Origin of the sequence: Sphaerisporangium aureirubrum (assembly GCF_042658925.1) — a bacterium.
Taxonomy (GTDB): domain Bacteria; phylum Actinomycetota; class Actinomycetes; order Streptosporangiales; family Streptosporangiaceae; genus Sphaerisporangium; species Sphaerisporangium aureirubrum.
In genome coordinates this window covers 62,667-87,174 of the sequence record NZ_JBHSRF010000008.1, presented here as the reverse complement: position 1 = coordinate 87,174, position 24,508 = coordinate 62,667, and the positions used below count along the sequence as shown (strand labels likewise).

The 24,508-nt window shown below is 73.7% G+C and carries 20 protein-coding genes; 11 read left to right on the top strand and 9 right to left on the bottom strand.

Going from position 1 to position 24,508, the window contains the following annotated elements:
* Positions 1–128 precede the first annotated feature (128 nt).
* Positions 129–2,252: a tetratricopeptide repeat protein gene (locus tag ACFP1K_RS08715; RefSeq protein WP_380748852.1), complete on the top strand. Its 2,124-nt coding sequence runs from the start codon at positions 129–131 to the stop codon at positions 2,250–2,252.
* Here the strand turns inward: ACFP1K_RS08715 and ACFP1K_RS08710 are convergent.
* From ACFP1K_RS08710 to ACFP1K_RS08685, 6 genes are all read right to left on the bottom strand, one after another.
* Complete coding sequence (locus ACFP1K_RS08710; RefSeq protein ID WP_380748850.1) at positions 2,249–4,174, bottom strand: SPFH domain-containing protein; 1,926 nt, start codon at positions 4,172–4,174, stop codon at positions 2,249–2,251. The two genes, ACFP1K_RS08715 and ACFP1K_RS08710, sit on opposite strands and share 4 nt — an antisense overlap.
* Entirely contained in the window at positions 4,171–5,874 is a 1,704-nt protein-coding gene (locus tag ACFP1K_RS08705) for a serine/threonine-protein kinase (protein WP_380748846.1), read from the bottom strand. The genes ACFP1K_RS08710 and ACFP1K_RS08705 overlap by 4 nt, the downstream gene beginning before the upstream one ends.
* A gap of 162 nt (positions 5,875–6,036) precedes the next feature.
* Positions 6,037–6,858, bottom strand: coding sequence for a hypothetical protein (locus ACFP1K_RS08700; protein WP_380748843.1), 822 nt, complete (start codon positions 6,856–6,858; stop codon positions 6,037–6,039).
* Between the two features lie 16 nt (positions 6,859–6,874).
* Positions 6,875–7,276 (bottom strand): hypothetical protein, encoded by a 402-nt coding sequence (locus tag ACFP1K_RS08695; RefSeq protein WP_380748841.1) that lies wholly within the window; start codon positions 7,274–7,276, stop codon positions 6,875–6,877.
* A 59-nt stretch (positions 7,277–7,335) separates the two neighbouring features.
* Positions 7,336–11,790: a CHAT domain-containing protein gene (locus ACFP1K_RS08690; RefSeq protein WP_380748839.1), complete on the bottom strand. Its 4,455-nt coding sequence runs from the start codon at positions 11,788–11,790 to the stop codon at positions 7,336–7,338.
* A gap of 134 nt (positions 11,791–11,924) precedes the next feature.
* Complete coding sequence (locus ACFP1K_RS08685; RefSeq protein WP_380748837.1) at positions 11,925–12,524, bottom strand: hypothetical protein; 600 nt, start codon at positions 12,522–12,524, stop codon at positions 11,925–11,927.
* Between the two features lie 274 nt (positions 12,525–12,798).
* Between ACFP1K_RS08685 and ACFP1K_RS08680 the strand changes: the two genes are divergently transcribed.
* Both ACFP1K_RS08680 and ACFP1K_RS08675 read left to right on the top strand, forming a co-directional pair.
* Complete coding sequence (locus ACFP1K_RS08680) at positions 12,799–14,079, top strand: sensor histidine kinase (RefSeq protein WP_380748835.1); 1,281 nt, start codon at positions 12,799–12,801, stop codon at positions 14,077–14,079.
* Positions 14,080–14,116: 37 nt separating this feature from the next.
* Positions 14,117–14,752: a response regulator gene (locus ACFP1K_RS08675; RefSeq protein ID WP_380748833.1), complete on the top strand. Its 636-nt coding sequence runs from the start codon at positions 14,117–14,119 to the stop codon at positions 14,750–14,752.
* Here ACFP1K_RS08675 and trxA read toward each other — a convergent pair.
* The 3 genes from trxA to ACFP1K_RS08660 form a co-directional block, all read right to left on the bottom strand.
* The gene (trxA, locus tag ACFP1K_RS08670; RefSeq protein ID WP_380748829.1) at positions 14,749–15,063 is read right to left on the bottom strand and encodes a thioredoxin; all 315 of its coding nucleotides are present in this window, start codon (positions 15,061–15,063) and stop codon (positions 14,749–14,751) included. The genes ACFP1K_RS08675 and trxA overlap by 4 nt on opposite strands.
* On the bottom strand, positions 14,945–15,439 hold the full coding sequence (locus ACFP1K_RS08665; RefSeq protein ID WP_380748827.1) for a MerR family transcriptional regulator: 495 nt from the start codon (positions 15,437–15,439) through the stop codon (positions 14,945–14,947). The genes trxA and ACFP1K_RS08665 overlap by 119 nt, the downstream gene beginning before the upstream one ends.
* Positions 15,440–15,590: 151 nt before the next feature.
* Entirely contained in the window at positions 15,591–16,268 is a 678-nt protein-coding gene (locus ACFP1K_RS08660; protein ID WP_380748825.1) for a FadR/GntR family transcriptional regulator, read from the bottom strand.
* 376 nt (positions 16,269–16,644) lie between these two features.
* Here ACFP1K_RS08660 and ACFP1K_RS08655 point away from each other — a divergent pair, with 376 nt between their 5' ends.
* From ACFP1K_RS08655 to ACFP1K_RS08620, 8 genes are all read left to right on the top strand, one after another.
* Positions 16,645–17,394, top strand: a complete 750-nt coding sequence (locus ACFP1K_RS08655) for an SDR family NAD(P)-dependent oxidoreductase (protein ID WP_380748823.1) — start codon at positions 16,645–16,647, stop codon at positions 17,392–17,394.
* 13 nt (positions 17,395–17,407) lie between these two features.
* On the top strand, positions 17,408–17,857 hold the full coding sequence (locus ACFP1K_RS08650; protein ID WP_380748821.1) for a GlcG/HbpS family heme-binding protein: 450 nt from the start codon (positions 17,408–17,410) through the stop codon (positions 17,855–17,857).
* A gap of 4 nt (positions 17,858–17,861) precedes the next feature.
* A complete protein-coding gene (locus ACFP1K_RS08645) occupies positions 17,862–18,800 on the top strand; it encodes an amidohydrolase family protein (protein ID WP_380748819.1) in 939 nt (312 codons plus the stop codon).
* A 7-nt stretch (positions 18,801–18,807) separates the two neighbouring features.
* Positions 18,808–19,776 carry an acetylxylan esterase gene (locus tag ACFP1K_RS08640; RefSeq protein WP_380748817.1) on the top strand — a complete coding sequence of 323 codons (969 nt, stop codon included), beginning with the start codon at positions 18,808–18,810 and terminating at the stop codon, positions 19,774–19,776.
* A 141-nt stretch (positions 19,777–19,917) separates the two neighbouring features.
* Complete coding sequence (locus ACFP1K_RS08635; RefSeq protein WP_380748815.1) at positions 19,918–20,931, top strand: zinc-binding dehydrogenase; 1,014 nt, start codon at positions 19,918–19,920, stop codon at positions 20,929–20,931.
* A 29-nt stretch (positions 20,932–20,960) separates the two neighbouring features.
* Entirely contained in the window at positions 20,961–21,770 is an 810-nt protein-coding gene (locus ACFP1K_RS08630; RefSeq protein ID WP_380748813.1) for a class I fructose-bisphosphate aldolase, read from the top strand.
* A gap of 28 nt (positions 21,771–21,798) precedes the next feature.
* Positions 21,799–22,878 (top strand): zinc-dependent alcohol dehydrogenase, encoded by a 1,080-nt coding sequence (locus tag ACFP1K_RS08625; RefSeq protein WP_380748811.1) that lies wholly within the window; start codon positions 21,799–21,801, stop codon positions 22,876–22,878.
* Between the two features lie 37 nt (positions 22,879–22,915).
* Positions 22,916–24,457 (top strand): xylulokinase, encoded by a 1,542-nt coding sequence (locus ACFP1K_RS08620; protein ID WP_380748809.1) that lies wholly within the window; start codon positions 22,916–22,918, stop codon positions 24,455–24,457.
* The last annotated feature ends 51 nt before the right edge of the window (positions 24,458–24,508 follow it).

Below are 24,508 nucleotides of genomic sequence, written 5' to 3'. Positions count from 1 at the left end.
CGTGCGGCCTATATATGGTGCACGATATCGGCAGGAATTTGTCTTTGTGAAATCATGAAATATCACCATATTGCTGAACTTCGATGGCTGTTCCGGTGGCGCTTACGGCCGGGGTGCGCTAAATCGAGATGGTGAGCGAGTTCGAGGAGATCGCCGGGCACGCGCTGGCCTATCTGGTGTGGGGGTCACAGGCCGCCCGGGGCGATCCGGTGGTGGGGCGGCTGCGTGCTCTGGTGACGGGAGTGATGGGTGGGAGCCCGGCGTTCGCCCGGCTGGAACAGGAGGCCGCCGAGGGGGCGGCCGGCCTGGAGACCATGCGGCGGGCCCGGGAGGCGATGGAGGCCGTCGCGGGGATCGACCGGGATTTCGCCCGCGAACTGCGCCGCATCGTCCGCGAACTCCAGGGCCTCCCCGCCCACGAACCTCCGGGGGGTCTCACCGATGAACCTCCTGGCCCCTTCACAGAGGAGGTGCCACCGGCCGCGGTGTCTCCCCTCGCCGCACCGGTCACCGAGGACACGGTCCCCGCCGCGTTGCCGCGGGTCGCCGCGCCGCCGTGGGCCGAGACCGGGGACGCGGTTCCCGTCGCGCCGCCGCGGGCCGAGGACGCGGTTCCTTTCGCGCCGCCACTGGCCGAGGACGCGGTTCCCGTCGCGCCGCCGCTGCCCGAGGACGCGGTTCCCGTCGCGCCGCCGCTGCCCGAGGACGCGGTTCCCGTCGCGCCGCCGCTGCCCGAGGACGCGGTTCCCGTCGCGCCGCCGCTGCTGCCCGAGGACGCGGTTCCCGTCGCGGCGGCGCGGGAGGATGCCGAGGACGCGGTCACCATGCGGAACCGGGCCTGGCTGGCGCACTGGAGTGGGGAGACGGGGGACGTGGCGGGGGCGCGGGAGCAGTACGCGGTGCTGCTGGAGGTGAGCGAGAGGACGCTCGGGGGGGAGCATCCGGAGACGCTGACCACGCGGGCCAACCTCGCGTACTGGACGGGGCGGGCGGGGGACACCACCGAGGCGCGGGAGTTGTACGCCACGCTGCTGCCCTCGTGCGGGCGGGTTCTCGGCGAGGAGCATCCCGAGACGCTGACCGTGCGGGCCAACCACGCCAGGTGGACGGGGGAGGCGGGCGATCCGGAGCGGGCGCGTGAGCTGTACGCGGAGCTGCTGCCCGTGCGGGAGGTGGTCCTCGGGGAGGAACATCCCGACACGCTCACCACGCGCGCCAACCTCGCGTACTGGACCGGGCGGTGCGGGCGGGCGGCGGACGCCTGCGACATGTACGAGGAGCTGCTGCCGGTCCGCGAGCGGGTCTCGGGCCACGAGGACCCCGAGACGCTGGTCACCCGCGCCAACCTCGCGCACTGGAGGGGCGAGATCGGGGACGCGGCGGGCGCGCGCGACCTGTACACCGTGCTCGCCTGGATCCGGGAACGGGACGCCGGGCGCGACGACCCCGAGACCCTCGCCGTGCGGGCCCGGCTGGCGCACTGGACGGGGGAGGCCGGAGACGCGCGCCGGGCCCGGGACATGTTCGCCGAGCTGGTGACCGTACAGGAACGAACCGGTGGGGCCCGGCGGCCGGAGACCCTCGCCGCGCGGATCGACCTCGCCCGGTGGACCGGCGAGGCGGGCGACGCCGCCGGCGCCAGGGACCACTACCGGCGGCTCTTGGCCGAGGGCGGGAACGGCACTCCCGGGGCGCCGGCCGTGCGGGCGCGGCTGGCGTACTGGACCGGCGAGGCGGGGGATCCGGCCCTGGCACGCGATCTGTGCCTGGAACTCCTGGTACTGCAGCCCCGCACGCCGGACGTGTACGGCCCGGAGACGATCGCGGTCGCGGTGCAGCTCATCCGGTGGACCGGGGAGGCGGGCTCGCCGAGCGGCGCCTGCGACCTCGCCCGCGACTTCCTGTCCCTGCGGGTGGACCTCGGACCCGACGAGCCGGGCAACCTGGCCGCGCTGGCGCAGTTGGCCCGATGGGCGGGCGAGGCCGGAGAGACCGCCGAATCCCTGGGGCTGTCGCAGGTGCTGTTCAAACGGCTCCAGGAGAGTCGCGGCGCCGGGCACCACGACACGACGACCGCCCGCGCGTGGCTGGCGTACTGGACATCCCGGACGGGACAGCCGGAGGAGGCCGTGAAGCTGTACGCGCAGTGCGTCTGGGGGCGCGAACGCGAACGCCCCCGGTCGTGGGTCTTCGACGCCGACGCCACCAGGTGGAAGGTCACCCCCGGCGGCGATGTGGAGCCGGTCGGCTAGCGGCGGTCGTCGGGCCTGGCCGTGACCTCGGCCTGGGTGCCGTCGGGGTGCGCGGGCGGGGGGGCGATCGACGTGCCGGAGCCAGGTTCGTCGCGGGTTTCGCTCATCGCGCGGTTGATCGCGTCGACCAGCGCGGTCGGGGTGATGTACTGCGCGATGGAGCTCGCGTCGCCGCCGGTGGCGATCACCGAGGGCACGCCCATCTTGGTGAGCAGGCCGATGAAGCGCTCCTTGACGACCTGTTCGCGGCCGAGCAGGCGGATCATCACCTGCACCTCGGTGCCGACCTCCACCTCGCGGCGGACCCGCTCGACCTCCAGGTCCCGTAGCGACCTGCGGTGACGGACCTCGTCGTTGCGCTCCTGCTGCTCCAGCAGCGGGTACTCCTCGCGGACGGCGACCCGGGTCTGGCGCATCTCGTTGAACTTCGAGTCCTCGAAGGCGATCTGCACGAGGGTGGTGTTGGTGGCGATGACCTGCCACTCCTCCAGCTTGCGGCGGATGCTGTCATGCAGATCCGCCTGCACCCGCTGCTGGCTGTCCACGAAGGTGGTGATGCGGTACTGGGCGGCGACGGCGGAGAAGTACCCGAGCACCACCGAGCCGAGGATCCGCTCCACGAACCGCTTGACCGGCGCGGGCCGTGCCACGAAGCCGAACTGGTCGGCGTCCGCGGTCTCCTGCTCGCCGAACTGCCTGACCAGGCGCGGCGCCGCCTCCGCGGGGATGCGCAGGCTCTGGGTGAGGTGGACCCGCAGGGTGTGGCCCTCGATGGTCACCGGGATCGGCTGCAGCGCCGAGTCGTACCGGTCGTCGGGGCCGTCCTTGTCGGCCCACTCCAGGATCAGCTCCCTGGTCGGGATGCGCACCACGCGGGCGAACCAGGGGTTGATGGCGTAGTCGGCGCCGCCGGGCAGGGTCTCGGTCTGGGTGCCCTGCTGGCCGCCGTTCATGAGGAACACCCACGGGAGCTGGAACCGGTTGTGCCCCGGGATGCGGGGCGCCAGGTCGTCCCCCTCGGGGGACGGCGCGCCCTCGCGGACCACGACGACCCCGGTGTTGCCGTCCAGCAACGAGATCAGCTTCAGGTCGTCCTTGGTGAGGCCGGACCTGCTCTCCTCCACGTTGTCCTGCGTGATCACGTCGAACAGCTCGGGGTTGATGTTGTAACGGTTGCCGCCCTGGAGCACCGCGAGCTGGGGACCCTGCTGCCCGCCGTTGCCCAGGAAGGCGGGGGCGTCCTGGAAGTAGTCGCACTCGACGTGACGGCCGAAAGGCTGGCCGTGCGGGAGGTTCTGTCCGGCCCGCGCGACGACCACGCCGATGGTGCCGGGCCGGATGTAGGTGACCGGCACCACGGCCACGTCGAACATGTAGGGATTGATGCTGTAGCGGCTTCCGCCGCGGAGCACCGCCAGCTGGGGACCCTGCTCACCGCCCCCGGCGAGAAAGGAATGGCCCTTCTGGAAGTAGTCGCACTCGACGTGGCGGCCGAACACCCGGCCACTCGGCAGCAGGCCGCCCACCTTGGCGCTGACCACGCCGATCGAGTCGATCGGGATGTGGACCTGGGGGATGAACTCGACCGAGTAGATCAACGGGGGGAGCCACGCGACCGCGTTCGGGCCGAGCACCGTCGCCTGGGGGCCGGGCGAGCCGTAGAGGCTCACCCCGTAGACGTCCCCGGTGTGCCGGCGCCCGATCACCCGGTGGACGACGCAGATGTGGTCCACCGGGACGTGAACCATCCAGCGGTGGTACTGCCGCCACGCGAGCACCAGGAGTCCCACGAGGGCGCCGACGACCAGGAGCAGGATCAGCCACCCGGGCATGCCCAGCCACCCCAGGAAGATCGATATCGCGGTGAGCAGAACGAGACCGCCGAGCCCGAAGATCAGCCCCAGGCCGTTGGATGATTTCATAGACGTCTCCGGAGCTGGTGATGAACGGCCATGACCGTCAGCGTCCACCGGTCGTACCACCCATTTTGCAACTCGCGTGACGGGTTGCGGAGTGTCGGAAAGAAACCCGTAAGATAATCCGCCCGGGTGGCCCATTGGGAATATGTCCCGACTTTGGCGCTCAGCTTCTTGTCCCAGCCCAGCGTCCGTGCCAGTTCCCGGAAATCCTCCCTCGACCCGGCGCGCTGGTGGCCCCAATACCGGTCGAGCTGGACACCGAAACCGTGAAAGTCGTCCGTGCCCTCCGCCCAGGCGGTCTCGACGTCCCGGAGGAGCTCCGTCGTCAGCCGCGCCGCGTCCGAGTCCGACAGCCAGCCCTCCTCGGCCCGCTCGGCGGCGTCCAGCAGGAGCGACGTGGTCAGCGTGTCGGCGCCCACCAGGTCCCCCGCCGCGACGAGCCGGCGCAGCCGCTCCAGGCCGTCGCCGGGGGCCTCGGGGGCCTTCGCGGGGCGCACCGGCGCCTCGTTCAGCCGCCGCAGCCACGCGATCTCGGCCTCGCCGGGCAATGAGCCGTCCCTGGCGTCGTAGAACCGGGCGCGGCCGGGCCCGATGCCGCCGAGCAGGACACGGAAGACCCGCACGCCGAGCCGCCGGGCCTCGCTCAGGGCGCGCGAGACCACCTCGGACTCGTCCGGCGACATCAGCAGGACGAGGGCGGGCGCACCGTCCAGGCGGTCGACGGCGCCCGGCGCGTCGTAGGCCGAGACGACGGGCAGGCCGCGTTCCCGCAGCAGGCCGGTCAGCCGCTCGGCGTACCCCGCGCACGCCTCGGGGCCGCAGACGACGAGCCGTGGCCGGTCCAGGTCCATCCGGACGATCTCGGCGGTGCGCTCGGGGCCGGCGCCCGCGCCGACGAGCGTGGTGAGCACGTCCCAGGCGGCGGGCCGCTCGGCGGGGTCCTTGGCCAGCGCGGCGGCCACGACCTTCGCGAGTTCCTTGGGCAGGCCGTCCAGCACGGGCTGGTCGTGCGTGATGCGATGCAGGAGCTCCAGCAGGGAGTCGCCGTCGAACGGCGGGCGCCCGGTCGCCGCGAACACCATGACCCCGCCCCAGGCGAACACGTCGTACGCCGCCGTCACCTGCTCGGGTGTCAGCACCTCCGGCGCCATGTACCGCGGCGTGCCGACCAGGTTCCCCGGGGTGGTGAGATGGGTGGACAGGTCGAGTGGCCGCGCCAGCCCGAAGTCGATGACCCGGGGCGCCACCGGGGACAGCAGCACGTTGTCCGGTTTGAAGTCCCGGTGCACCAGCCCCGCCTGGTGGATTGCGCTCAGCGCGGTGGCCGTCCCCACCGCGAGCGCCTCCAGGTTGGATCCCGAGAACGGTCCCCGCTCATCGACCGCGCGCCGCAGATCGGGCCCCTCCACGTACTCGGTGACCAGGTAGACCTGCCCCTCGTCCACCCGCCAGCCGAGCACCGGCGCCGTGCAGAACGACCGCACCCGGCGCGCCGCCGCCACTTCCCCCTTGAACCTGGCCAGGAAGTCCGGCGACCGCGCGTACTGCCCTCGCATCACCTTCACCGCGACCCGCCGCCCGAGCGTGTCCTCCGCGACGTAGACGATCCCCATCCCGCCCTCGCCGAGCCGCCCGACCAGCCGATAATCCCCGAGCCGCTCAGGGTCCCCGTCCTGTAATCGCTCCCACGCCCTAGGCTCCACGCCGCGCGACCTCCGCCACTCTCCCACCGGCCGACGTACGTTTCCCCGAGCCGGTTCCCGGGCCTCGGGCCCTGAACTGGCGAACTGATATCCTACGTCGCGCTTTATGAGGTAATACGAGAAACGACGGCACCGGTAAAACGTCCGGCCATGATCTATTACTCAAGGGCGAGAATGGCCTTTGTAGAGCTGGTCGTTGATCAATGCGCTTTCCGCGGCGGTCAGTCTTCCGTGTGGTAACTGGATGCCCAGGGAGTCGGCCAGGGCGCGGTGGTGGGTGTCGACGGTGGCCTCGACGACGTCGGCCAAGGTGGCGGCGGTGGCGCGGCCCCGGCGCCATGCGGTGGTCAGGGTGACGGCGCCGATGAGGAGGGCGGGCCACCACAGCACGGCCAGGGCGATGTGGAGGACACCCCAGGCGGCGAGGCGGAGGGACTGGTCGAAGCGGTCGCGCGCGTCCTGGACGGGGGTGCGGGCCGGGTCGTCGAGGAGCTGCCAGAGAGCCGTCCAGATGATGGGGAGGTGCAGGCCGTACTGGGCGTTGACGCGTTCACCCGCCAGGCGGAGGCGGTCGCCGATCCAGGTGGGGCGGGCCGGGAGGTAGCGGTCCGGGACGGGCCCGCGGTCGCGGGCCTTCTTCGTGCGGCGGGAGGTGAGGCGCCCGGCCAGGGAGCCGGCGGGGGGTTTCCACTGGCCGGCCCAGACGGCCTGGAGGGCGCGGGCGATCAGCTGGGCGGCGAGGCCCGCCAGGGCGGCCAGGGCCAGGGCGGCGGCGATCGTCAGGGTGATCGGGGCGGGCCGGGCGGGGACGGCCCGCGCGGCGAGGTCGGCGTGCCGTACCAGCCGGTCGAAGTCCAGGGCGCGGGCGTGCCCGAGGGTCAGGGCGGTGGCCGCGGCGGCCAGCCACAGCAGGCCGGGCAGGACGAGCTGGACGAGCCAGCGGTCGGCGATCCTGCGGCCGAGCTCGCCCAGTAATGCCTCCATCAGCGGCGTTTCCGATCTACGGTGCGGGGACGAAGCGCATCGGGGCGCCGTCCAGGGCGCAGGCAGGGGGTTCGCCGCGAGCGTTGCGGGTGGCGCGGCGGGGGCAGCGGCGGTGGGGGCAGGCGTAGTCGCCGGTGAGGTGGACCGGGTCCTGGCCGGGGACCACGACCAGGGCTCCCCTGGTGCGGGTCCCGGCGCCCGGCACGATGTGGCCGGCGGCCAGGGAGACGCCGAGTTCGTCCCACGCGGCGACCGCCGATCCGCCGTCCGCCACCGCGGCGGCCTGGCGTTCCAGCGGGACCGTCCAGCCGCCCGCGTCCGCGTCGGCGCGCAGCCGGGGGAGTTCCTCGCACCACAACGCGAGCGCCCACCCTTCGGTCAGCGGCTCGCCTCGATGGCTTCGTTCCTCGTGCGTCATCGGCCTCTTTCGTGTCGTTCGACTCGGTCGTGTCATGCGTGTCATGCGATTCATGAGTGTCAGGGACCTATGTGCAGGTAAGGGGCCCACAGGTCCGGGCGGTTGCGGTGGGCCGCGCGCAGCTCGCGGGTGGCGTGGTGCAGGGCCGTGGCGGCGCGGGCCGCGTCGGGGCGGCCGTCCGCGGTGAGGGTCGCGTAGAGGTGGGACGCCATCCGGGGGGCGTCGTCGTCGGCGATGGACCACTGGGTGGCGATGACGTGACGGTATCCGGCGACGTGCAGGGCGGCGGCCAGGTGGACGGCCTCGTCCAGCAGGGCGACGCCGCCGACGGCGGCCTGGCAGGCGGACAGGCAGACCAGCTCGGCGTGCGCCAGGGTGCGCGCCGCGATGTCCGCCACGGTGAGCGGGCCGTCGTGCAGGTGGACGGCGGCGGACGCGGGGTCCAGAAGGTTCTGGGTGCCGTGGCAGGCCAGGTGCGCCCACTCGTGCGCGGCGAGCGCGGAAAGGACCCGGGGGCGGGTGGCGTCGCCGTCGGCCAGGCGCGTGGTGATGGGGTGGTGCCGGGCTATCTCGGCGAGCTCGTCCGGCACGGCGGGCAGCGGCGGCTGCCCCGGGGTGCGGGACAGGCCGACGGCCAGCAGGCGCGGGGTACGGCCGTCCGCGGACGGGGTCCCGCGGCGGGCGCGGATGAGGGCGTCCAGGGTGGGGGTGTAGGAGGAGACGACCTGGTCGGGGACCGAGGCGCCGTCGGTGTCGCGGGTGCCGGCGGCGTGCAGCGGGAGCAGCACCAACGGGCCGGTGGGGCACCACCACAGCCGCGGCGCGGCGCGGGACGGTTCTCCGAGCGCGGTGAGCACCGGGGAGGCGATCGTGTCCCAGAGCCACGCGAGGACGGCGGTGAGGGTCTGGCGCAGGTTGACCACGGCGGCTTGGGAGCGGTCGCCGGACTCCACGCGGTGGAGCGCCCGCAGCCAGGTGAAGGTCCGGTGGTCGGCGTCCCGGGCGTGCAGGCCGGGTAACGGCACCAGGAGGGGAAGCTCGGCGCCGGAGGTGACGATCAGGGCGTCGCAGCGGGTCGTCCCCACGTTGACGATCACGACGGGGCCGCCTTCCGCGGCGCGGCGCAGCTCGGCGTACGGGACGGCCCGCAGGAAGTGGGCGAATCCGTCCAGCCGCCGGACCCGGTCCACCACGTCGTCCCATTCGCGGGCCAGCCGCATCCTCTGCTCGGCGACCACCCGGGGCACACCCTCGTCCTCGGCGGGGGCGTCGAGCACGCGGCGGATCTCCACCAGGCGGGCGGCGAGCTCCGGCGCGGCCCGCTCCAGGGCGGTGAGGTCGGTGCGCAGCCGCAGGGTCTGGGACCACAGGATCGAGCGGCCCAGCTCCAGCAGCTCCACCGCCTCGGCGGTACGCCCCGCCGCGATCGCGGCCTCGGCGGCGGCCCTCGCGATGCCGGGCCACTGCGTCAGGTGCTCCCGCCGGGTCGCGGGGGTGAGGCCGTGCCAGGCCAGGCGGGGCAGCAGCCGCACGGCGGCGGCGAGGCCGTCCGCGGCCGACTCCGGCGTGCGGGCCCGGCGGCCCCACGCGAGGGCGGCCCGCATCCGCTGGCCGGTGACGCCGGACGGCAGCTCGGCGGCGGCCCGCCACGCGTCGACCGCCCGGTCCAGGTGGGACTCGTCGCCGACCTCGTCGGACAGGGCGGACAGCGCGCTGCCGAGGTTGACGAGATAGGCCGCGCGGTTCGGGTGGTCCGGTGGCGTGGTCTCCACGATGCCGTCGAAGTGGCGTATCGCCTCCTCCAGGTCGGCCAGGTCTCCCGCGTGCTCGAACCGGGCCTGGAGCGCGTTGCCGAGGTTGGACAGGTAGTTCCACCGGCCCACCGACCCCGGCGGGCTGACCCGTACGGCCTCCTCCAGGCGTGCCAGCGCCTCGTCCAGGTCGACGGGGTCCCGGCCGCGCTCGAACCGCATCTCCAGGGTCAGCGCCAGGTTGGACAGGCACTTGGCGAGGAAGGGATGGCCCGCGGGGAGGCCGCGCACCGCCGCGTACAGGTGGCCGATCGCCTCGTCGAGGTCACCGCCGTCCCGGCGCCCCGGCGCCTCCTCCGGCCCTCCGGCGTCCCCGGGACCGGCCGCCTCGTCCGGCCCGCCGGCGTCGGCCGCCTCGTCGTGATCGGGGCCGGGCGTCCCGTCCGTGTCGACGGCGTGGCGGAGGTGGCGGTGCTGGAGGGCGTTCGCCAGGTTGGACAGGGCCATCGCGCGGTCGGTGTGGATGCGGGGGGCGGTCCGGACGGCGCGGCGGCCCGCCTCGACGGCCCGGTCCAGGTCCGCGGCGTCTCCGGTGCGCTCGTACCGGATGCGCAGGGCGTTGCCCAGGTTGGACCAGATGCCCACCTCGCCGACGTGGCCGTCCGGGACGGCCCGCGCGGCCTGGTCCAGGTACGTGATCGCCTCGTCCAGGTCGGCGCCGCCGCCCGTCCGCTCGGCCCGCAGCTGGTGGGCGGAGCCGAGGTTGGCGAGGTGCGTCGCCTTCTGCGCGCGCCCGCCGGACCCGGTCCGCACCGCCCTGCCGGCCATGTCGACCGCGCGGTCCAGGTCGGCGACCTCTCCGGTGTGCTCGGCCCGCGTCCGCAGTGCCTCGCTCAGGTTGGACAGGTACGACGCCTCGCCGGGGGAGAGCCGTACGGCCTCCTCCAGGTGCTCGATCGCCTGGTCCAGGTCGGCCACGTCCCCGGTGCGCAGGTGGCGGCTCAGCAGGGAGACGCCCAGGTTGGACAGGCACGACGCCTCACCGGGGGCGAGGCGCGCGGCCCGCTCCAGGGAGGTGATCGCCCGCTCCAGGTCGGCGGGGTCGCCCGAGCGCCCGAAACGGTCGAACAGCGACGCGCCGAGGCTGTTCAGGAAGCCCGTGTGCTCCGGCTGGTCGGCCGGGACGGTCCGTACGGCCCGCTCCAGGTGCGCGATCATACGGTCCAGGTCGGCCGGGTCGCCGAGGTGGCCGTACCGCAGCACCAGGGAGTTCACCTGGTCGCGCAGGTCGTCGTACCGGCCCGGCGGCCTGGGGCTGAGGCCGCTCAGGCTCTCCCGCAGCGGGCGCGGCTCGGCTCCGGCGGCGACGGCCGCGAGGTCGGCGTCGACCAGCTCCAGGACCAGGGTGTGCCGCGCGGTGCCCGGCCCCTGCGGGACCCGTTCCAGCGCCTCCGCCGCGAGGGCCCTGGCCCGGCGCAACGAGGCCATGTCGCGGTCCTGGTGGAACCGTGCGCGCAGCACCTCGGCCGCGTGCGCCAGGTGGTAGTGCCGTTGCGGCGAGTCGGCCTCCAGCACGAGCGCGCTTTCCGCCGACTCCTGCGCGAGGCGCAGGTCGTTCGCCACCCCGTCGCGCAGGTACCTGTGCAGGACGCCGCGGCTGAGGTTGTTCAGGTAGATGGGGTACCCCTCGTCCTCGCGGGCGCGGGTGGCCAGGGTGAACGCCGCGACCGCCCGGTCCAGGTCGGCGCCGTCGCCGCGGATCAGGTACCGGTCGAGCAGGGCGTTGCCCAGGTTGTTCAGCGACAGCGCGCCGTACGGGGCGTCCCGGCCGAGGCTGACGGTCGCGTCCTCCAGTTCCCGCACCGCGGCGTCGAGGTCGGCGCGGTCGGCGGACTCACGGAAGCGCAGCCGCAGCGCGTTACCGAGGTTGCCGACGGCGCCGGCCCGGTCGGTGTGGTCCAGGGGGATCTGGGTGGCGTAGATCCGGCGCAGGTAAACGGCCGTCTCGATGTCGGCCGGGTCGCCGTGTGCCTCGTACCGGTCCTGCAGGGCGGTCGCGACAGCGTGCAGCAGGGAGCCGCGTATCTCGCGGTCGAGCGGGTGCCACATCCGGTGCTCGGTCATCCGCCGCACGAGCCCTGCCACGTGGTCCAGCACGGCGTCCTCGCCGGTCCCCCAGAACCGTGCGATCGACTCCCGCGCGCCGAGCAGCAGGCCGATCATCTCCTGCTGCGACTCGTCGTCGGTGACGAACTCGCCGTCCGGCGGCTCGCCCGCCTGCCGCAGCGCCGCGAGCATCCGGCGGCGCCGGGCCACGCGGTGCGCGGACTCGTGCTGGAAGATCGCCTCCAGCTCCTGCTGCACCCCGGCCAGCAGGGCGTCCGTCTCCGGCTCCAGCAGCTCGGGACGCTCGGCGACGGCCCGCAGCACCTCGTCCCGGTCCGCCGAGTTGACCAAGGTTTCCAGCGGCCCGCTCAGATGGTCGGCGCCACGGTACCGCTCGTCGAACGGCCATCCCGTGGTCACCCGCCCCGTGCGGTACGCGTTCAGGATCCAGGTGACCTGCTCCAGATTGCGGACTTCCTCCGAGTCGTCCCCCCCGGTCTCCCGGTAGTGCCGCAACCACCCGACCAGCACGTCCTCCACCGGCCGCGACAACTCCGGCGGGCACTCCCGGATCACGGCGGCGTACCCCTCCCAGCTCTCCGCCGCCGTGAGCCTGCGCACGAACTCGGCGACCCGCCGCCCACGCCGCTGGAACACCACCACAGAACCCTTCGAGCGCCGGAAATGCCGTCACGACCCAGACTCCACCCCGCCCGCGACGCTTCCGCCTCTCCCCCGAGTGACGTGATCCGATTCTGTCCCCGCACCCGAACCCACCGCAATGCCCCTGGCTACACGGTGGCGCGGCCGCGGTACGCGTGCGTCCGGGTGGAGGGGTCGCGGGGCCAGGCGGTCAGGGAGAGCCAGATCAGGGTGGTCGCGGCGATGACGTGCAGGGCACTGGTCAGGGGGGTGTCGGGGAGGCGGGCCAGGAAGGCCAGGAGGGGGAGGGAGAGGGCGTAAGCGTAGACGGGGACGCGGGGGAACCGGCGGGAGCGGAGCATCGAGGCGGCGAACAGAAGGGTGCCGGCGACGAAGACCACGGCGCAGGCGAGCAGGGCGAACCTCGTGGGGCCGGCGAGCAGGCGGGCGGCGGTGGCCTCGTCCAGGAAAAAGAGCACGATGTTCAGGCTGAAGGCGACGGCGCCGAACAGGGTCAGGCCGAGGACGTTCACCGCGTAGGCGGCGACGCCGAACCGGCCCGCGGCGGTGGCGTGGTGGAGGTACAGGGCGGTGAGGGCCGGGGGCCCGAAGGCCGTGCCGAGACCGATGACGAAGCTGGTGGCGGCGGTCTCGCCGGTGAAGGCCTCGACCAGCGCGGGCGGGCCGAGCGAGAGGCCCATCAGCACGCCGCAGATCACGCCGAAACGCGGTAACCAGGTGGAAGGCATGGACGGCTCCTCGTCATTCGGTGGTGTGCGGGAACGTCCTCGAACGTAGGGAGCGCCGCGGGCGTGCGGTAAGTGCCGGGTGGCCCGATGCCGGGACGGTCCGGGCCGGCCGTCCGGCACGTGCCGGACGGCCAGAGTTGTCCACAGGGGCTCCTTCGGGCTGTGGGGCGAGGCGTAGCCTGCACACGACGCGGTGGCACGGAGGCCGCTCGGGCACGGGCCGCCGGCACGTCAGGTGCGGCGGATCACGGCGCCGTCAGGGGAGGTGTGGCGGGTGGTCACCGAGGCGGAGCCGGTGCCGGGGCCGGTCGTGGGGCGGGCTCCGGAGAGCGGGCCGCCGGTGCCGTGGGTGGCGCCGGTGCTGTACGCGGCGGTGCTGGCGGGAGGGGTCTACTACGAGCTGCTGGGGGTGGACGGGCCGCGGGCGGGGCGGCTGGCCGGGTTCGTGGGCGGGCTGGTCGCGTTGTTCGCCGTGGACGTGTGGGAGCGGCGGCGGTATCCCACGCGGACGCCTGCCGGGGTGGCGGTGGGGCTGCTCTGCGTGCGGCTGGCGTTGTTCGTCGTGGTGACGGCGTTCGACACGGCGGGGGTGTCCCGGGTGTTGTTCGTGCTGGTGCCGTTCACCGCGTACTTCGCGTTCGGGCGGGTCGCCGGGGTGTCGCTCGGCGCGGTGTCCGCCGTTCTGCTGGCCGCGTGGTTCACGGTCTCGGCGCCGGGGTGGTGGCTGGACCCGGCGTACCTCTCCGACCTGCTGATGTTCGGGCTCGGGCTGATCCTCGCGCTGTCCATGGCCGCCGTCGCGGTGAGCGCGCGGCAGGCCCGCGCGCGGCTGGAGGAGTCCCACGTGCGACTGACGGCGTACGCGGGCCGGGTGGCCGAGCTGACCACGGCGATGGAGCGCCACCGGCTCGCCCGGGAGATCCACGACAGCCTCGGGCACCATCTCACGGCCATCGGCATCCAGCTGGAGAAGACCTCGGCGTTCCTCGACCGGGACCGCGCGGCTGCCGAGCAGGCGCTGGCCGACGCCCGGTGGTCGGCCGCCCAGGCGCTGGCCGAGGTCCGCCAGTCCGTCCGGGCCCTGCGCGCCGAGGGCGAGCCGTTCTCCCTTTCCACGGCCCTCACCGACCTGGTCCGGCACATGGACTCCAGCCCGAGCGTCACCGTGCGCATCACCGGCGAGGAGTCCCGCTACGACCCCGCCTCCCTCACGGCCCTGTACCGCGCCGCCCAGGAGTCCCTGACCAACGCCCGCAGGCACGCCGCCGCGACACACGTCACCGTCTCACTCTCCTGCGGCGAGTCCGAGGCCCGCCTGACCGTCGCCGACGACGGCCGCGGCCTGCCCGCCTCCCCCCCGGACGGCTACGGCCTACGCGGCATGCGCGAACGCGTCCGCCCCCTGGGCGGCACCGTCACCCTGACCGGCCCCCCCGGCACAGGCACCACGGTCACCGTCACGATCCCCCGCCCCGGAGCACCCACCGATCCCCCGCCCCGAGGCGAGGTCATGACCGGCCCTCGCGGCGCTCCCCGCCCCGAGGCGAGGAGATGACCGGCCGTCGCGGCGCTCCCCGGCCCGGAACCGAGCCATGACCGGCGTCCGGGTGCTGGTGGTGGACGACCAGGAGCTCGTCCGGGAGGGCATCGCGTCGTTGCTCGGCATCCAGGCCGGCATCACCGTGGTCGGCACGGCGGCCGACGGCGGCGGGGCCGTCGAGGCCGTGCTGACCCTGAATCCCGACGTGGTGCTGATGGACGTCCGCATGCCCGGGATGGACGGCGTGGAAGCGGCCGCCGTGCTGCGCCGGCAGGCCCCCGGCTGCCGGGTGATCATGCTGACGACCTTCGACGACGAGGAGTACGTCGTCCAGGCGCTCCAGGCCGGAGCCTGCGGCTACCTGTTGAAGGACCTCCCCGCCGCCCGGCTCGCCGAGGCCGTGCGGCTGGCCCACGCCGGAGTGACCCAGATCGACTCCTCCGTAGCAGACCGCCTCGCCACCACCCTCCGCTCCCCCGGATCACCCGCCCCCGCCGCCACCCTCACCCCCCGCGAGACCGAGGTCCTCCGCCTGATCGCCACCGGCTCCACCAACCGCGAGATCGCCTCCCGCCTCTACCTCAGCGAAGGCACCGTCAAGAACCACATCTCCCGCATCCTCACCCGCCTGGGCCTACGTGACCGCACCCAGGCGGCCGTCTACGCCCGCGACCAGGGCCTTATCTAGAAATGCCCGTCCAGGTCGGCCAGCAGGAGGCGCTTGGGCTTGGCGCCGACGATCTGCTGGACCACCTGGCCGTCGCGGTAGAGGTTCAGGGTGGGGAAGCCCATGACGCCGTATCTCGCGACGATGTCCGGGTGGTCGTCGCCGTTCAGCTTGGCGATGGTGAGACGGTCGCCGTACTCCTTCTCGATCTCCTCAAGGACGGGGGCGATCATCCGGCAGGGCGGGCACCATTCCGCCCAGAAGTCGACCAGTACCGGCTTCTCTGCGGCCAGCACCTGCTCGTCGAAGTTCTCGCTGGTCAGCGTGATCATTGTTTTCCTCCGGGGACAGGGCGCAGCCCGGACAGGCCCGCGCCAGCTGATCGGCCACCTCGGTTCTCCGCCTGACCAGGGATCGGATCTCCGCGTCGAGTTGCGCGAGCTTGCGCCGGTAGACCGCGACCGACTCCGGGCACGCGTCCCCCGTCTCGTGCCCGCCGCGCAGGCACTCCACGAACGGCCGCACGTCCTCAAGCGAGAACCCCGCGGCCACCAGCGCCCGGATCTCCCGCACCACCCGAAGGTCGCCCTCGTCGTACTCCCGGTACCCGTTGCCCGCGCGCCGCGCCGAGATCAGCCCCTGCTGCTCGTAATAGCGCAACGCCCGCGCACTGGTCCCGGCCCGTGCCGCGAGCTCCCCGATCCGCATCGGCCCTCCCTGATCCGTGGCCGTCCACGAAGCTAACCCCTGACACCGGCGTCAAGGTCAAGCCCCCATTCCCCGGAACACCGGCCCCCGCCCGAACCTTCCGTGACGACGACGACGCGCGCCCACGGTGGTGGACGGGCGCGCGGGGGCGTCAGGAGTCGGAGCCCAGGGATTCGGAGGTGGTGACGACGGCGGTGAGGTGGCGGCGCATGGCGAGGTCGGCTAGTTCTGGGTCGCCGTCCTTGATGGCGGTGAAGATGGCGCGGTGTTCGGCTCTGGCCTGGGTGGCGCGGCCGGGGGAGGCGGAGACGGCCAGGGCCTGGTCCTGGAGGACGGCGCGGAGGTCTTCCACCAGGCGGGTGAACAGCGGGTTGCCGGTCGCTTCGGCTATTCCTATGTGGAAGCGTGCGTCGATCTTGATGCGTTCGGTGGGGTCGTCGATGCGGTCGAATTCCTCCACCAGCGCGGCCAGGCTGTCGATGTCCTGCTGGGTGCGGCGTTCGGCGGCCAGGCGGGCGGCGGGGACCTCCAGGTAGCGGCGGACCTCGTTGAGCTGGGTGGGGAGGTAGCGGCCGATCAGCAGGTGGGAGCGGACCCGGGTGGCGGCCACGAAGGTGCCTTTGCCGGCGTAGGACTTGGTGAGGCCGAGGGCGTTGAGGCTGTGGAGGGCCTCGCGGATCACCGAGCGGCTCACGCCGAAGGATTGGGCCAGATCCGCTTCGGAGGGCAGCCGGTCGTCGACGGCGAAGTGGCCGGACTCGATGAGCTCGATGAGTTGGGAGCGGACGTGCTCCGCCGCGCTTCGGTGCTCGACCGGGACAACCTTCATTGCGGACGTTTCCTTTCCAGGCTCCCAGACATCGGCTGGACGGCCGACGAGTGAACGTGCTCGGCCTCGGCGCCGGTGTCTCGTCTCCCACCGTCCGGCGTGAGGCCACCCCCGGTCAGTCGCACGGTGCGGTGGGTCACACCCAATGATGCCTGCGATCGTGGCGGGTCGCTCACACGGTGCATGGAAGAGATCGCTTCTTCAGGAGATTCTACGACAGGACTGGAAGCCAGGATGCCTGGCTGTCAGACATGTTGAAGTGTGAGCCGTCCGTCGAAAGGTGTCAATTCCTGCTTTTTATGGACATCATGTCTTGTCATGGCTCGTGATACGAGGCCATGATGTCAGGCAGTCCGACAGGCTAGGAGGTCTGACCGTGACATCCGTGCTGATCGCCGGGGGTGCCAGCGGCATCGGGGCCGCCACCGCGGCCCGGCTGCGCGCCGCGGGGGCCGACGTCCACGTCGCGGACATCGACGCCGCGGGCGCCACCGAGGTCGTGAAGGCGCTGGACCACCATCCGGGAGCGGGCACGGCGGGCCACTGCGACCTGTCCACCGAGGACGGCCCGGCCCTGGCGGTCGCCGACGCCCTCGCGGCGCACGGCCGGCTGGACGCCGTGGTGTTCTGCGCGGGACTGCTGGTCGAGACCGAGCTCGACGCGTTCGAGGTGGCCGACTGGGACCGCACGATGGCGCTCAACCTGCGCGCCCCGTTCCTGATCACCCAGGCCGCCGCCCCGGCGCTGCGGGCGTCGGGAAACGGCCGGGTGGTGCTGACCGGCTCGACGGCCGCGTTCCGCGGCGGCGGCGGCTCGTTCGCGTACGCCGCCTCCAAAGGCGGCCTGGTGGCGCTCACCCGCTCGCTGGCCGTGGCGCTCGGCCCGGACGGCGTCTGCGTCACGTGCGTCTGCCCGGGCTGGATCGACACCCCGTTCAACGATCCCTACTGGCGCAGGGTCGGCGGCCGCGAGACCGCGCTCACCGCCCTCACGTCCCGCATCCCCCTCGGCGCCCAGGGCCGCCCGGACGACGTCGCCGGAGTGATCGAGTTCCTGGTCTCCCCGGACTCCCGCTACCTCACCGGGCAGGCGGTCGTCGTCGACGGCGGCCTGCTCGCCTCATAGACGGAGCACATCGATGACCGACGACCTGCGTACCGAGCTCACCCCCTCGCTCGACCTGTGCCGCCGCCTGGTCGCCGGGGCCGAGCAGGAGGCGCTGCGGCAGGGCAGGCCGATGGGCATCGCCGTGGTCGACCGCGCCGGGCAGCTGCTGATGGCCGTGCGGATGGACGGCGCCACACCGGCCGCGCTGACCCTGGCCGTCGACAAGGCGTTCACCGCGGCGGCCTTCGACGCCCCGACGGACGCGTGGAGCGAGGTCACCCGGCCAGGTGGCGCCGACTGGGGGCTGACCTCGGCCCTCGGCGGGCGCGTGGTGATCCTGCCGGGCGGACTGCCCCTGCGCGCGGGAGGCCGGCTGGTCGGCGGCATCGGCGTGAGCGGCGCGGCGCCCCCGATCGACCTGATCTGCGCCGCCGCCGGGCTGCGGGCGGGCGCCGGTCCGCTCGACGAGCCGAAGAGCTGAGACGATGCGCGTCGACGTCCACCACCACGCCATCTTCCCCGGCTACGCGCGCCGGCTGGCCGAGCTGGGCATCGGCGCACAGCCCGGCATCCCCCTACCGGCGTGGTCGGCGGCCGGCTCGCTGGCCATGATGGACCGGACCGGCATCGACCTCGCGATCCTGTCCGTCGGCTCCCCCGGCTTCCACTTCGGCGACCCGCAGCTGACCCGCGAGCTGTGCCGGGAGGTCAACGACGACCTCGTGGCCACGGTCGCGGAACATCCGCGCAGGTTCCGGGCCTTCGCCGCCCTGCCGCTCCCCTCCTGCGACGACGCCCTGGCCGAGCTGGACCGGGTGACCGGTGACGACGCCTTCGCCGGCGTCGGCCTGCTGACCAACTACGCCGCCCGCTACCTCGGCGACCCGGCCTTCGATCCCCTGCTGGCCGAGCTGGACCGCCGCGGCGCGGTGGCGCACGTCCACCCGACGCTGCCGCTGCACTACCCGGCCGCCGAGATCGACCTGCGGCCGTCCCTCATCGAGTACGTCTTCGACACCACGCGGGCCGTCGTCAACCTGATGCTGAACGGCGTCCACCACAGGTTCCCCGGCATCACCTGGATCTTCTCGCACTGCGGCGGCACCGCGCCGTACCTGGCGGGACGTCTCGCCATCGCCGAGCCGCTGCCGGAACTGGCCCAGGCAGGAAGCGTGTACGAGGCCCTGCGGTCGTTCCACTACGACATCGCGCTCGCCACCACGCCGTACGCCCTCGGCGCCGCGGCGGCACTCGTGGGCCCGGGGCACCTGCTCGTCGGCTCGGACTTCCCGTTCGTCGACGAGCCGACCGTGCGCGGCTGCCTCTCCGAGGCGGCAGAGGTGCTCGGCCCGGACGCGATGGACACCGTCGCGCGGGACACCCCGGCCCGGCTGTTCCCCACCCTCACCACCGAGACGAGGTGACCCCACGATGCACTCCGACCTCCCTTTGGAGCAGCTCAGGACGTACCGCTACACCGAGCCCGAGCCCGCGGACTTCGACGAGTTCTGGTCGGCGACGCTGAAGGAGGCCGCCGGCGTCCCGGTGAGCCCCGTCTTCACGCCGCACGACGGCGAGCTGCGCACGGTCGAGGTGTTCGACGTGACGTTCGCCGGGTACGGCGGCGACCCCATCAAGGCGTGGCTGCTGCTCCCGGCGCGGCGCTCCGGCCCGCTGCCGACCGTGGTCGAGTACCTCGGGTACGGCAGCGGGCGCGGCATCCCGCTGGAGTCCCTGGCCTACGCGTCGGCCGGTTTCGGGCACTTCGTGATGGACACCCGGGGCCAGGGCAGCAGCTGGCGCGCGGGCGACACCGGCGACCCGTCGGCGACCGGCCCGGCGGCGCCCGGCTACATGACCCGGGGCATCACCGACCCGCGCGACTACTACTACCGGCGGCTGTACGTGGACGCGGTCCGCGCGGTGGACGCCGCCGCGGCGCACCCCGCCGTGGACGCCGGACGCATTGCGGTCACCGGCCGCAGCCAGGGCGGTGCCCTGTCGCTGGTGGCGGCGGGCCTGCGTGACGACGTCGCGGGGGCGATCCCGCACGTGCCGTTCCTCAGCGCGTTCAGGCGCGGCACCGCGATCACCGACAGGGAGCCGTACGCGGAGATCGTCCGATGGTGCTCCATCCACCGCACGCGTCACGAGACGGCGTTCGCCACCCTGGCGTACTTCGACGCCACGTCCTTCGCCGCGCGGGCGACCTGCCGAGGCTCGTTCTCGGTGGCCCTGATGGACGGCGTGTGCCCGCCGTCCACGGTGTTCGCGGCCTACAACGTGTACGGCGGCGCGAAGGACATCGCGGTGTGGCCGTACAACAACCACGAGGGCGGCGGCCCGCAGGACCAGCTCAGGACCATCAGAGTGCTGCGCGAGCTGTTCCCCGAGCTATAAAACCTCACAAAAGCGCTTTACCGCCTATTTTGTGACAAATCAGAAACATCCAGGGGCTTGTCGGCCCCCGTCATCGAGGGACAGGATCGAAGCCTGTCAGACAAGCGGACAGCCTGACTGGTAGGGGAAAGAGAGGGCGATGTGAAGGCGGCCCGGCTGCACGGCGAGAACGACCTGCGCGTCGAGGACGTGCCGGACCCCGAGGCGGGCCCGGGAGAGGCGGTCGTCGCCGTCCACGCCTCCGGCGTCTGCCCGAGCGACATCCGCAGCTACACCGGCTCCGGCGCCGCCAAGCGCGCCCCGTGGACCCCCGGCCACGAGGTCGCCGGCGTGATCACCGAACTCGGCGACGGCCCCACCGGCGGCTTCTCCGTCGGCGACCGCGTGGTGCTGGACTGGCGCCAGGTGTGCGGCCGCTGCCACGAGTGCACGCGAGGCGCCGCCAACTTCTGCGAGAACCTCGTCAAGCTCCCCATCGCCGGTTTCGCCGAGTCCACCGTCATCCCGGTCGGCCAGCTGCACGCCGTCCCGGACGGCCTCAGCCTTTCGGCCGCGTCGTTCTGCGAGCCCCTCGCCTGCGTGGTCAACGCGCACCGCGGCATGGCGATGCCGCCCGCCTGCGACGTCCTGGTGGTCGGCGCGGGCCCGATCGGCCTGCTGCACACCCAGATGGCCCGCGCCCGCGGCGCCCGGGTGATCGTCACCGACATGAAGACCGACCGCCTCGCCATCGCCACCCGGCTCGGCGCGCACGACGTCGTGGACGCCGGGGGCGACACCCGGGCGGAAGTCCGGGCGCTCACCGGGGGCCGCGGCGCGGACGTCGTCATCGTCACCGTCGGCGCACCGGCCGTCATCGCGTCCGCCTTCGGGCTGGCCGCCCGCAACGGCACCGTCAACCTGTTCGCCGGCACCCACCCCAAGGGCGTCGTCGAGCTCAACCCGGACGTCCCCCACTACGACCAGATCGCCATCACCGGCAGCCACGACTTCATCCCCCACGACTTCGCCACCGCGCTGCGCCTGCTGCGGTTCGGCATGGTCGACGCCGCCCCGCTGATCAGCCACCGCTTCTCCCTGGACTCGGTGGCCGACGCCTTCGAGACGACGCGGCGGCAGAAGGGGCTCAAGTCGCTGATCGTCACCGGGTCCTGACCGCACTCCGAACCGCCTTCGAGGAAGCCATGACCACGTCGCTCACCGAAACCCGTCAGACCACCGACGAACTCGTCTCCTGGCCACGCCGCCGCATGCACCACGTCTTCGCCCGGGACGGCCGCGCCGTCATCGCCGCGATGGACGCCGGCATCAAGGGCGTGGCCCCCGGACTCGCCGACGGCCGCGCGGCCGTGCGCCGGATCGTGGACGGCGGCGTGGACGCCGTCCTCGCCACCATCGGCCTGGCCAGGGCGGCGGCCGGCGAACTCGGCGGCACCGGCCTGATCCTGGCGCTGGACAGCGAGATCCCCTCGGCGGGCTACGGCGTCGAGCAGGCCGTCCGCTTCGGCGCGGACGCGCTTGAGCTCAAGGTGTTCCCCGGGAACCCGCAGGTCACCAAGCTCGGCGAGCTGCGCGAGCTGTGCGCCGAGGCGGACCGCTGGGGCATGCCGGTGATGGCCGAGCCGATCCCGGTGTCGTTCAAGGACCTCCAGGCGCACACCGTCGTCAACGTCGCCAACGCGGCGCGCCTGTCCGCCGAGGCGGGCGCCGACTTCGTCAAGGCGCAGTTCGTCGGCACCGTCGAGGAGTTCGCCGGCGTCGTCGAGTCCTGCCTGGTGCCGGTGCTGGCCCTCGGCGGGCCGATGAAGCCGACCCCGAGGGACGCGCTCCAGCTGGCCGCCGACGCGATCGAGGCCGGGGCCCGCGGCGTGGTGTACGGCCGCAACATCGTGGAGAACCCGCGGCCGGACCGGATGGTCGCCGCGCTCGTGGAGATCGTGCACGGCGGCGCCAGCGTGAGCGCCGCCGCCAAGCTGCTCAACCCGCCGCTGTGACGCCCCGCTGAGACAGGAAGGAAGGCCGATGACCGAGATCCCGGGCACGATGAGCGCCGCCGTCTTCCACGGCGGCCGGGACATCCGCGTCGAGACCGTGCCCGTCCCCCGTCCCGGGCCGGGCGAGGTGCTGGTCCGGGTGCGCGCCGCCGGGATCTGCGGCAGCGACGTGCTGGCCTTCCGCGGCCTCGGCCCCTGGCAGCACAGCGCCGAGGCGCCCGGCCGGGACGGCCACGAGCTGGCCGGCGAGGTCGCGGCGCTCGGCGACGGCGTCACCGGGCTCGCCGTCGGGCAGCGGGTGGCCGTCGAGCCCAAGCACCTGATCTCCTGCGGCACGTGCCCGCGGTGCGTGGCGGGGCGCACCCATCTGTGCGCCCGGCGCGGCTACGTGGGCGACCGGCACGTGACGAGCCAGGGTTTCGCCGAGTACGACGTGTGCCCGGCCGAGCGCGCCCACCCGCTGCCGGACCACGTCTCGGCGGAGGCCGGGGCGATCCTCGACTGCTACGCCTGCGGCGTGCACACGCTGCACCTGGTGGACGTGCCGACCGGCGGGGTCGCGGTGGTGCTCGGCGCCGGGACGATGGGGCTGACCATGGGCCAGGTGGCGAGGGCCGGCGGGCTGCGCGTGGTGCTCACCGGCACCACCCGCGAGTCGCTGGACCTCGCGCTGAAGGCCGGGGCCGCCGACGAGGTGGCGCTGGTCGGCGCGGACGACCCCGCCGCGATCGTGGACCGGCTCACCGGGGGACGCGGCGCGGACCTCGTGGTCGACGCGGTCGCGATCCCCCAGGTCACCCTCCAGCAGTCGGTGGAGCTGATCGCCCCCGGCGGGACGGTCTGCGTGCTCGGCGTGCACCCCACGCCGCCCCGGCTGGACCCGCACCTGGCCTACGTCAAGGAGGTCGCGGTGCGCTGGTCCAACAGCTACGGCAGCCATCAGGGGCGGTCCGAGTACGCCATGGCGCTGGAGCTGGTCGCCGGCGGACGGGTCGCCGCCGACCCGCTGATCACCCACCGCCATCCGCTGGACCGGATCCTCGACGCGTTCGCCGCCGCCGACGAGAAGGACGCCTCGCTCGCCATGAAGGTCATGGTCCAGCCCTGACCCCGACGCCGTCCCCCTTGGAGAGGAGTTGATCCCGTTGCCGAAGCCCCGCCGCCTGCTCGCCGTCGACCAGGGCTCCAGCGGGACCAAGGCCGCGGTCTTCGACGACTCCGGCCGCCTGCTCCGCATGGCCGCGCGCCGCACCCCCGTGTCCCACCCCGACGTGGTGGCGGCCGAGGCCGACCCCGAGGGCTGGTGGCGCGCCCTGGCCGAGTGCGTGCGCGAGGCGGCGCAGGGCCACCACGTGGACGCCGTGGCCCTGTGCGGCTTCATGCACACCCTGGTCCCGGTCGCCGAGGACGGCACGGTCACCGGCCCGGCCCTGCTGTGGCCGGACCAGCGCCCGGCGAGCGCCCCGGCGGACGGGCTCGCGGCGAGCGCCCTGGACGGGCTCGCGGCGAGCGTCCCCGCGCCGGCCGGCCGTACAGCGGTGGCCGCCCCCGCGTACGGCTCGTGTGTGGAGCGGATCCGCTGGTGGGCTGCCCGCTCGCCGGAGGCCGTCGCGCGGACGCGGTGGTTCCTGCCGGTGAAGGACTTCCTGCGGCTGCGGCTGACCGGCACGGCCGCCACCGACCGGTACGAGGCGGCGGGCACCGGCTTCGCCGACCCCGCCACCGGGACCTGGTCGCCGCGGGTGGCCGCGTACGCGGGCATCGAACCGGACCGGCTCCCCCCGATCCGCGAGCCCCTGGACATCGCCGGCGAGGTGACCCCGCGCGCCGCCGCGCTGACCGGCCTCACCCCCGGCACGCCGGTCGCCGCGGGCACCGGCGACTGGATGGCCACCCTGCTCGGCTCGGGCGCCGTGCTTCCGGGCCGGGCCTGCCTCTACCTCGGCACCGCCGGGGCGGTCGGCGGGTTCGCCTCGCCGGACGCCGCCGCACGCCTGACCGAGCCTCTCTGCTTCGCCGCCGCCACGTCCACCGGTTCCGCCCTGGACTGGGCCGCGGGCCTGCTCGGCGGGCTCGGCGGCGCCGCGGGCGCGCTCGCCGAGGCGGCCGGGGACGCCCCTCCCGGCGCGCGCGGCGTGGTGTTCCTCCCCCATCTGATGGGCGAGCGCGGCGACGCCCCCCGCCCGTCCGCGCGCGGCTCGGTCTTCGGGCTCACCCTGGCTCACACCCGCGCCGACCTGGCCCGCGCCGTGCTGGAGGGCACCGCGATGTGGCTGCGGGCCATCGCGGGCGCCGAACTGGCCCGCCGCGCACCGGCCGAGCTGGTCGCCGCCGGCGGCGGGGCCCGCAGCGAGGTGTGGCTGCGCGTGCTGGCCGCCGTGCTGGAGCGCGACCTGCTCGTCCCGGAGACGACCGAGGCCGGGCTGCTCGGCGGCGCACTGATCGCCGCCACCGCCACCGGATCGGAAGGCCGGGACACCCTGGCCGCCCGCCGCGACCGGTGGGTGCGCACCGCGCGCACGGTGCCCGCCGCGCCGGACCTGGTGAAGACCTACCGACCGCTCTACGACGAGTTCCTGCGCGTCGAGGCACTGGCCGCCGAGGCCGACGCCGCCCGCCGGGAACCCCACCAGTCTCCACGGCCGACCCCGGACGTGGACGTCACCGGTGGCCCGGCCCCCGGCTGAGCGCACCGACGGACACCCAAGCGCGCGGGGGCGCTCCTACACCGCTACCGA

Coding starts and splice junctions, on each gene's coding strand:
- trxA (WP_380748829.1), bottom strand. CDS start 15,063: ATGATCACGCTGACCAGCGAGAACTTCGACGAGCAGGTGCTGGCCGCA.
- ACFP1K_RS08685 (WP_380748837.1), bottom strand. CDS start 12,524: ATGCCTTCCACCTGGTTACCGCGTTTCGGCGTGATCTGCGGCGTGCTG.
- ACFP1K_RS08625 (WP_380748811.1), top strand. CDS start 21,799: ATGACCGAGATCCCGGGCACGATGAGCGCCGCCGTCTTCCACGGCGGC.
- ACFP1K_RS08630 (WP_380748813.1), top strand. CDS start 20,961: ATGACCACGTCGCTCACCGAAACCCGTCAGACCACCGACGAACTCGTC.
- ACFP1K_RS08665 (WP_380748827.1), bottom strand. CDS start 15,439: ATGCGGATCGGGGAGCTCGCGGCACGGGCCGGGACCAGTGCGCGGGCG.
- ACFP1K_RS08675 (WP_380748833.1), top strand. CDS start 14,117: ATGACCGGCGTCCGGGTGCTGGTGGTGGACGACCAGGAGCTCGTCCGG.
- ACFP1K_RS08660 (WP_380748825.1), bottom strand. CDS start 16,268: ATGAAGGTTGTCCCGGTCGAGCACCGAAGCGCGGCGGAGCACGTCCGC.
- ACFP1K_RS08695 (WP_380748841.1), bottom strand. CDS start 7,276: ATGACGCACGAGGAACGAAGCCATCGAGGCGAGCCGCTGACCGAAGGG.
- ACFP1K_RS08700 (WP_380748843.1), bottom strand. CDS start 6,858: ATGGAGGCATTACTGGGCGAGCTCGGCCGCAGGATCGCCGACCGCTGG.
- ACFP1K_RS08650 (WP_380748821.1), top strand. CDS start 17,408: ATGACCGACGACCTGCGTACCGAGCTCACCCCCTCGCTCGACCTGTGC.
- ACFP1K_RS08645 (WP_380748819.1), top strand. CDS start 17,862: ATGCGCGTCGACGTCCACCACCACGCCATCTTCCCCGGCTACGCGCGC.
- ACFP1K_RS08640 (WP_380748817.1), top strand. CDS start 18,808: ATGCACTCCGACCTCCCTTTGGAGCAGCTCAGGACGTACCGCTACACC.
- ACFP1K_RS08715 (WP_380748852.1), top strand. CDS start 129: ATGGTGAGCGAGTTCGAGGAGATCGCCGGGCACGCGCTGGCCTATCTG.
- ACFP1K_RS08710 (WP_380748850.1), bottom strand. CDS start 4,174: ATGAAATCATCCAACGGCCTGGGGCTGATCTTCGGGCTCGGCGGTCTC.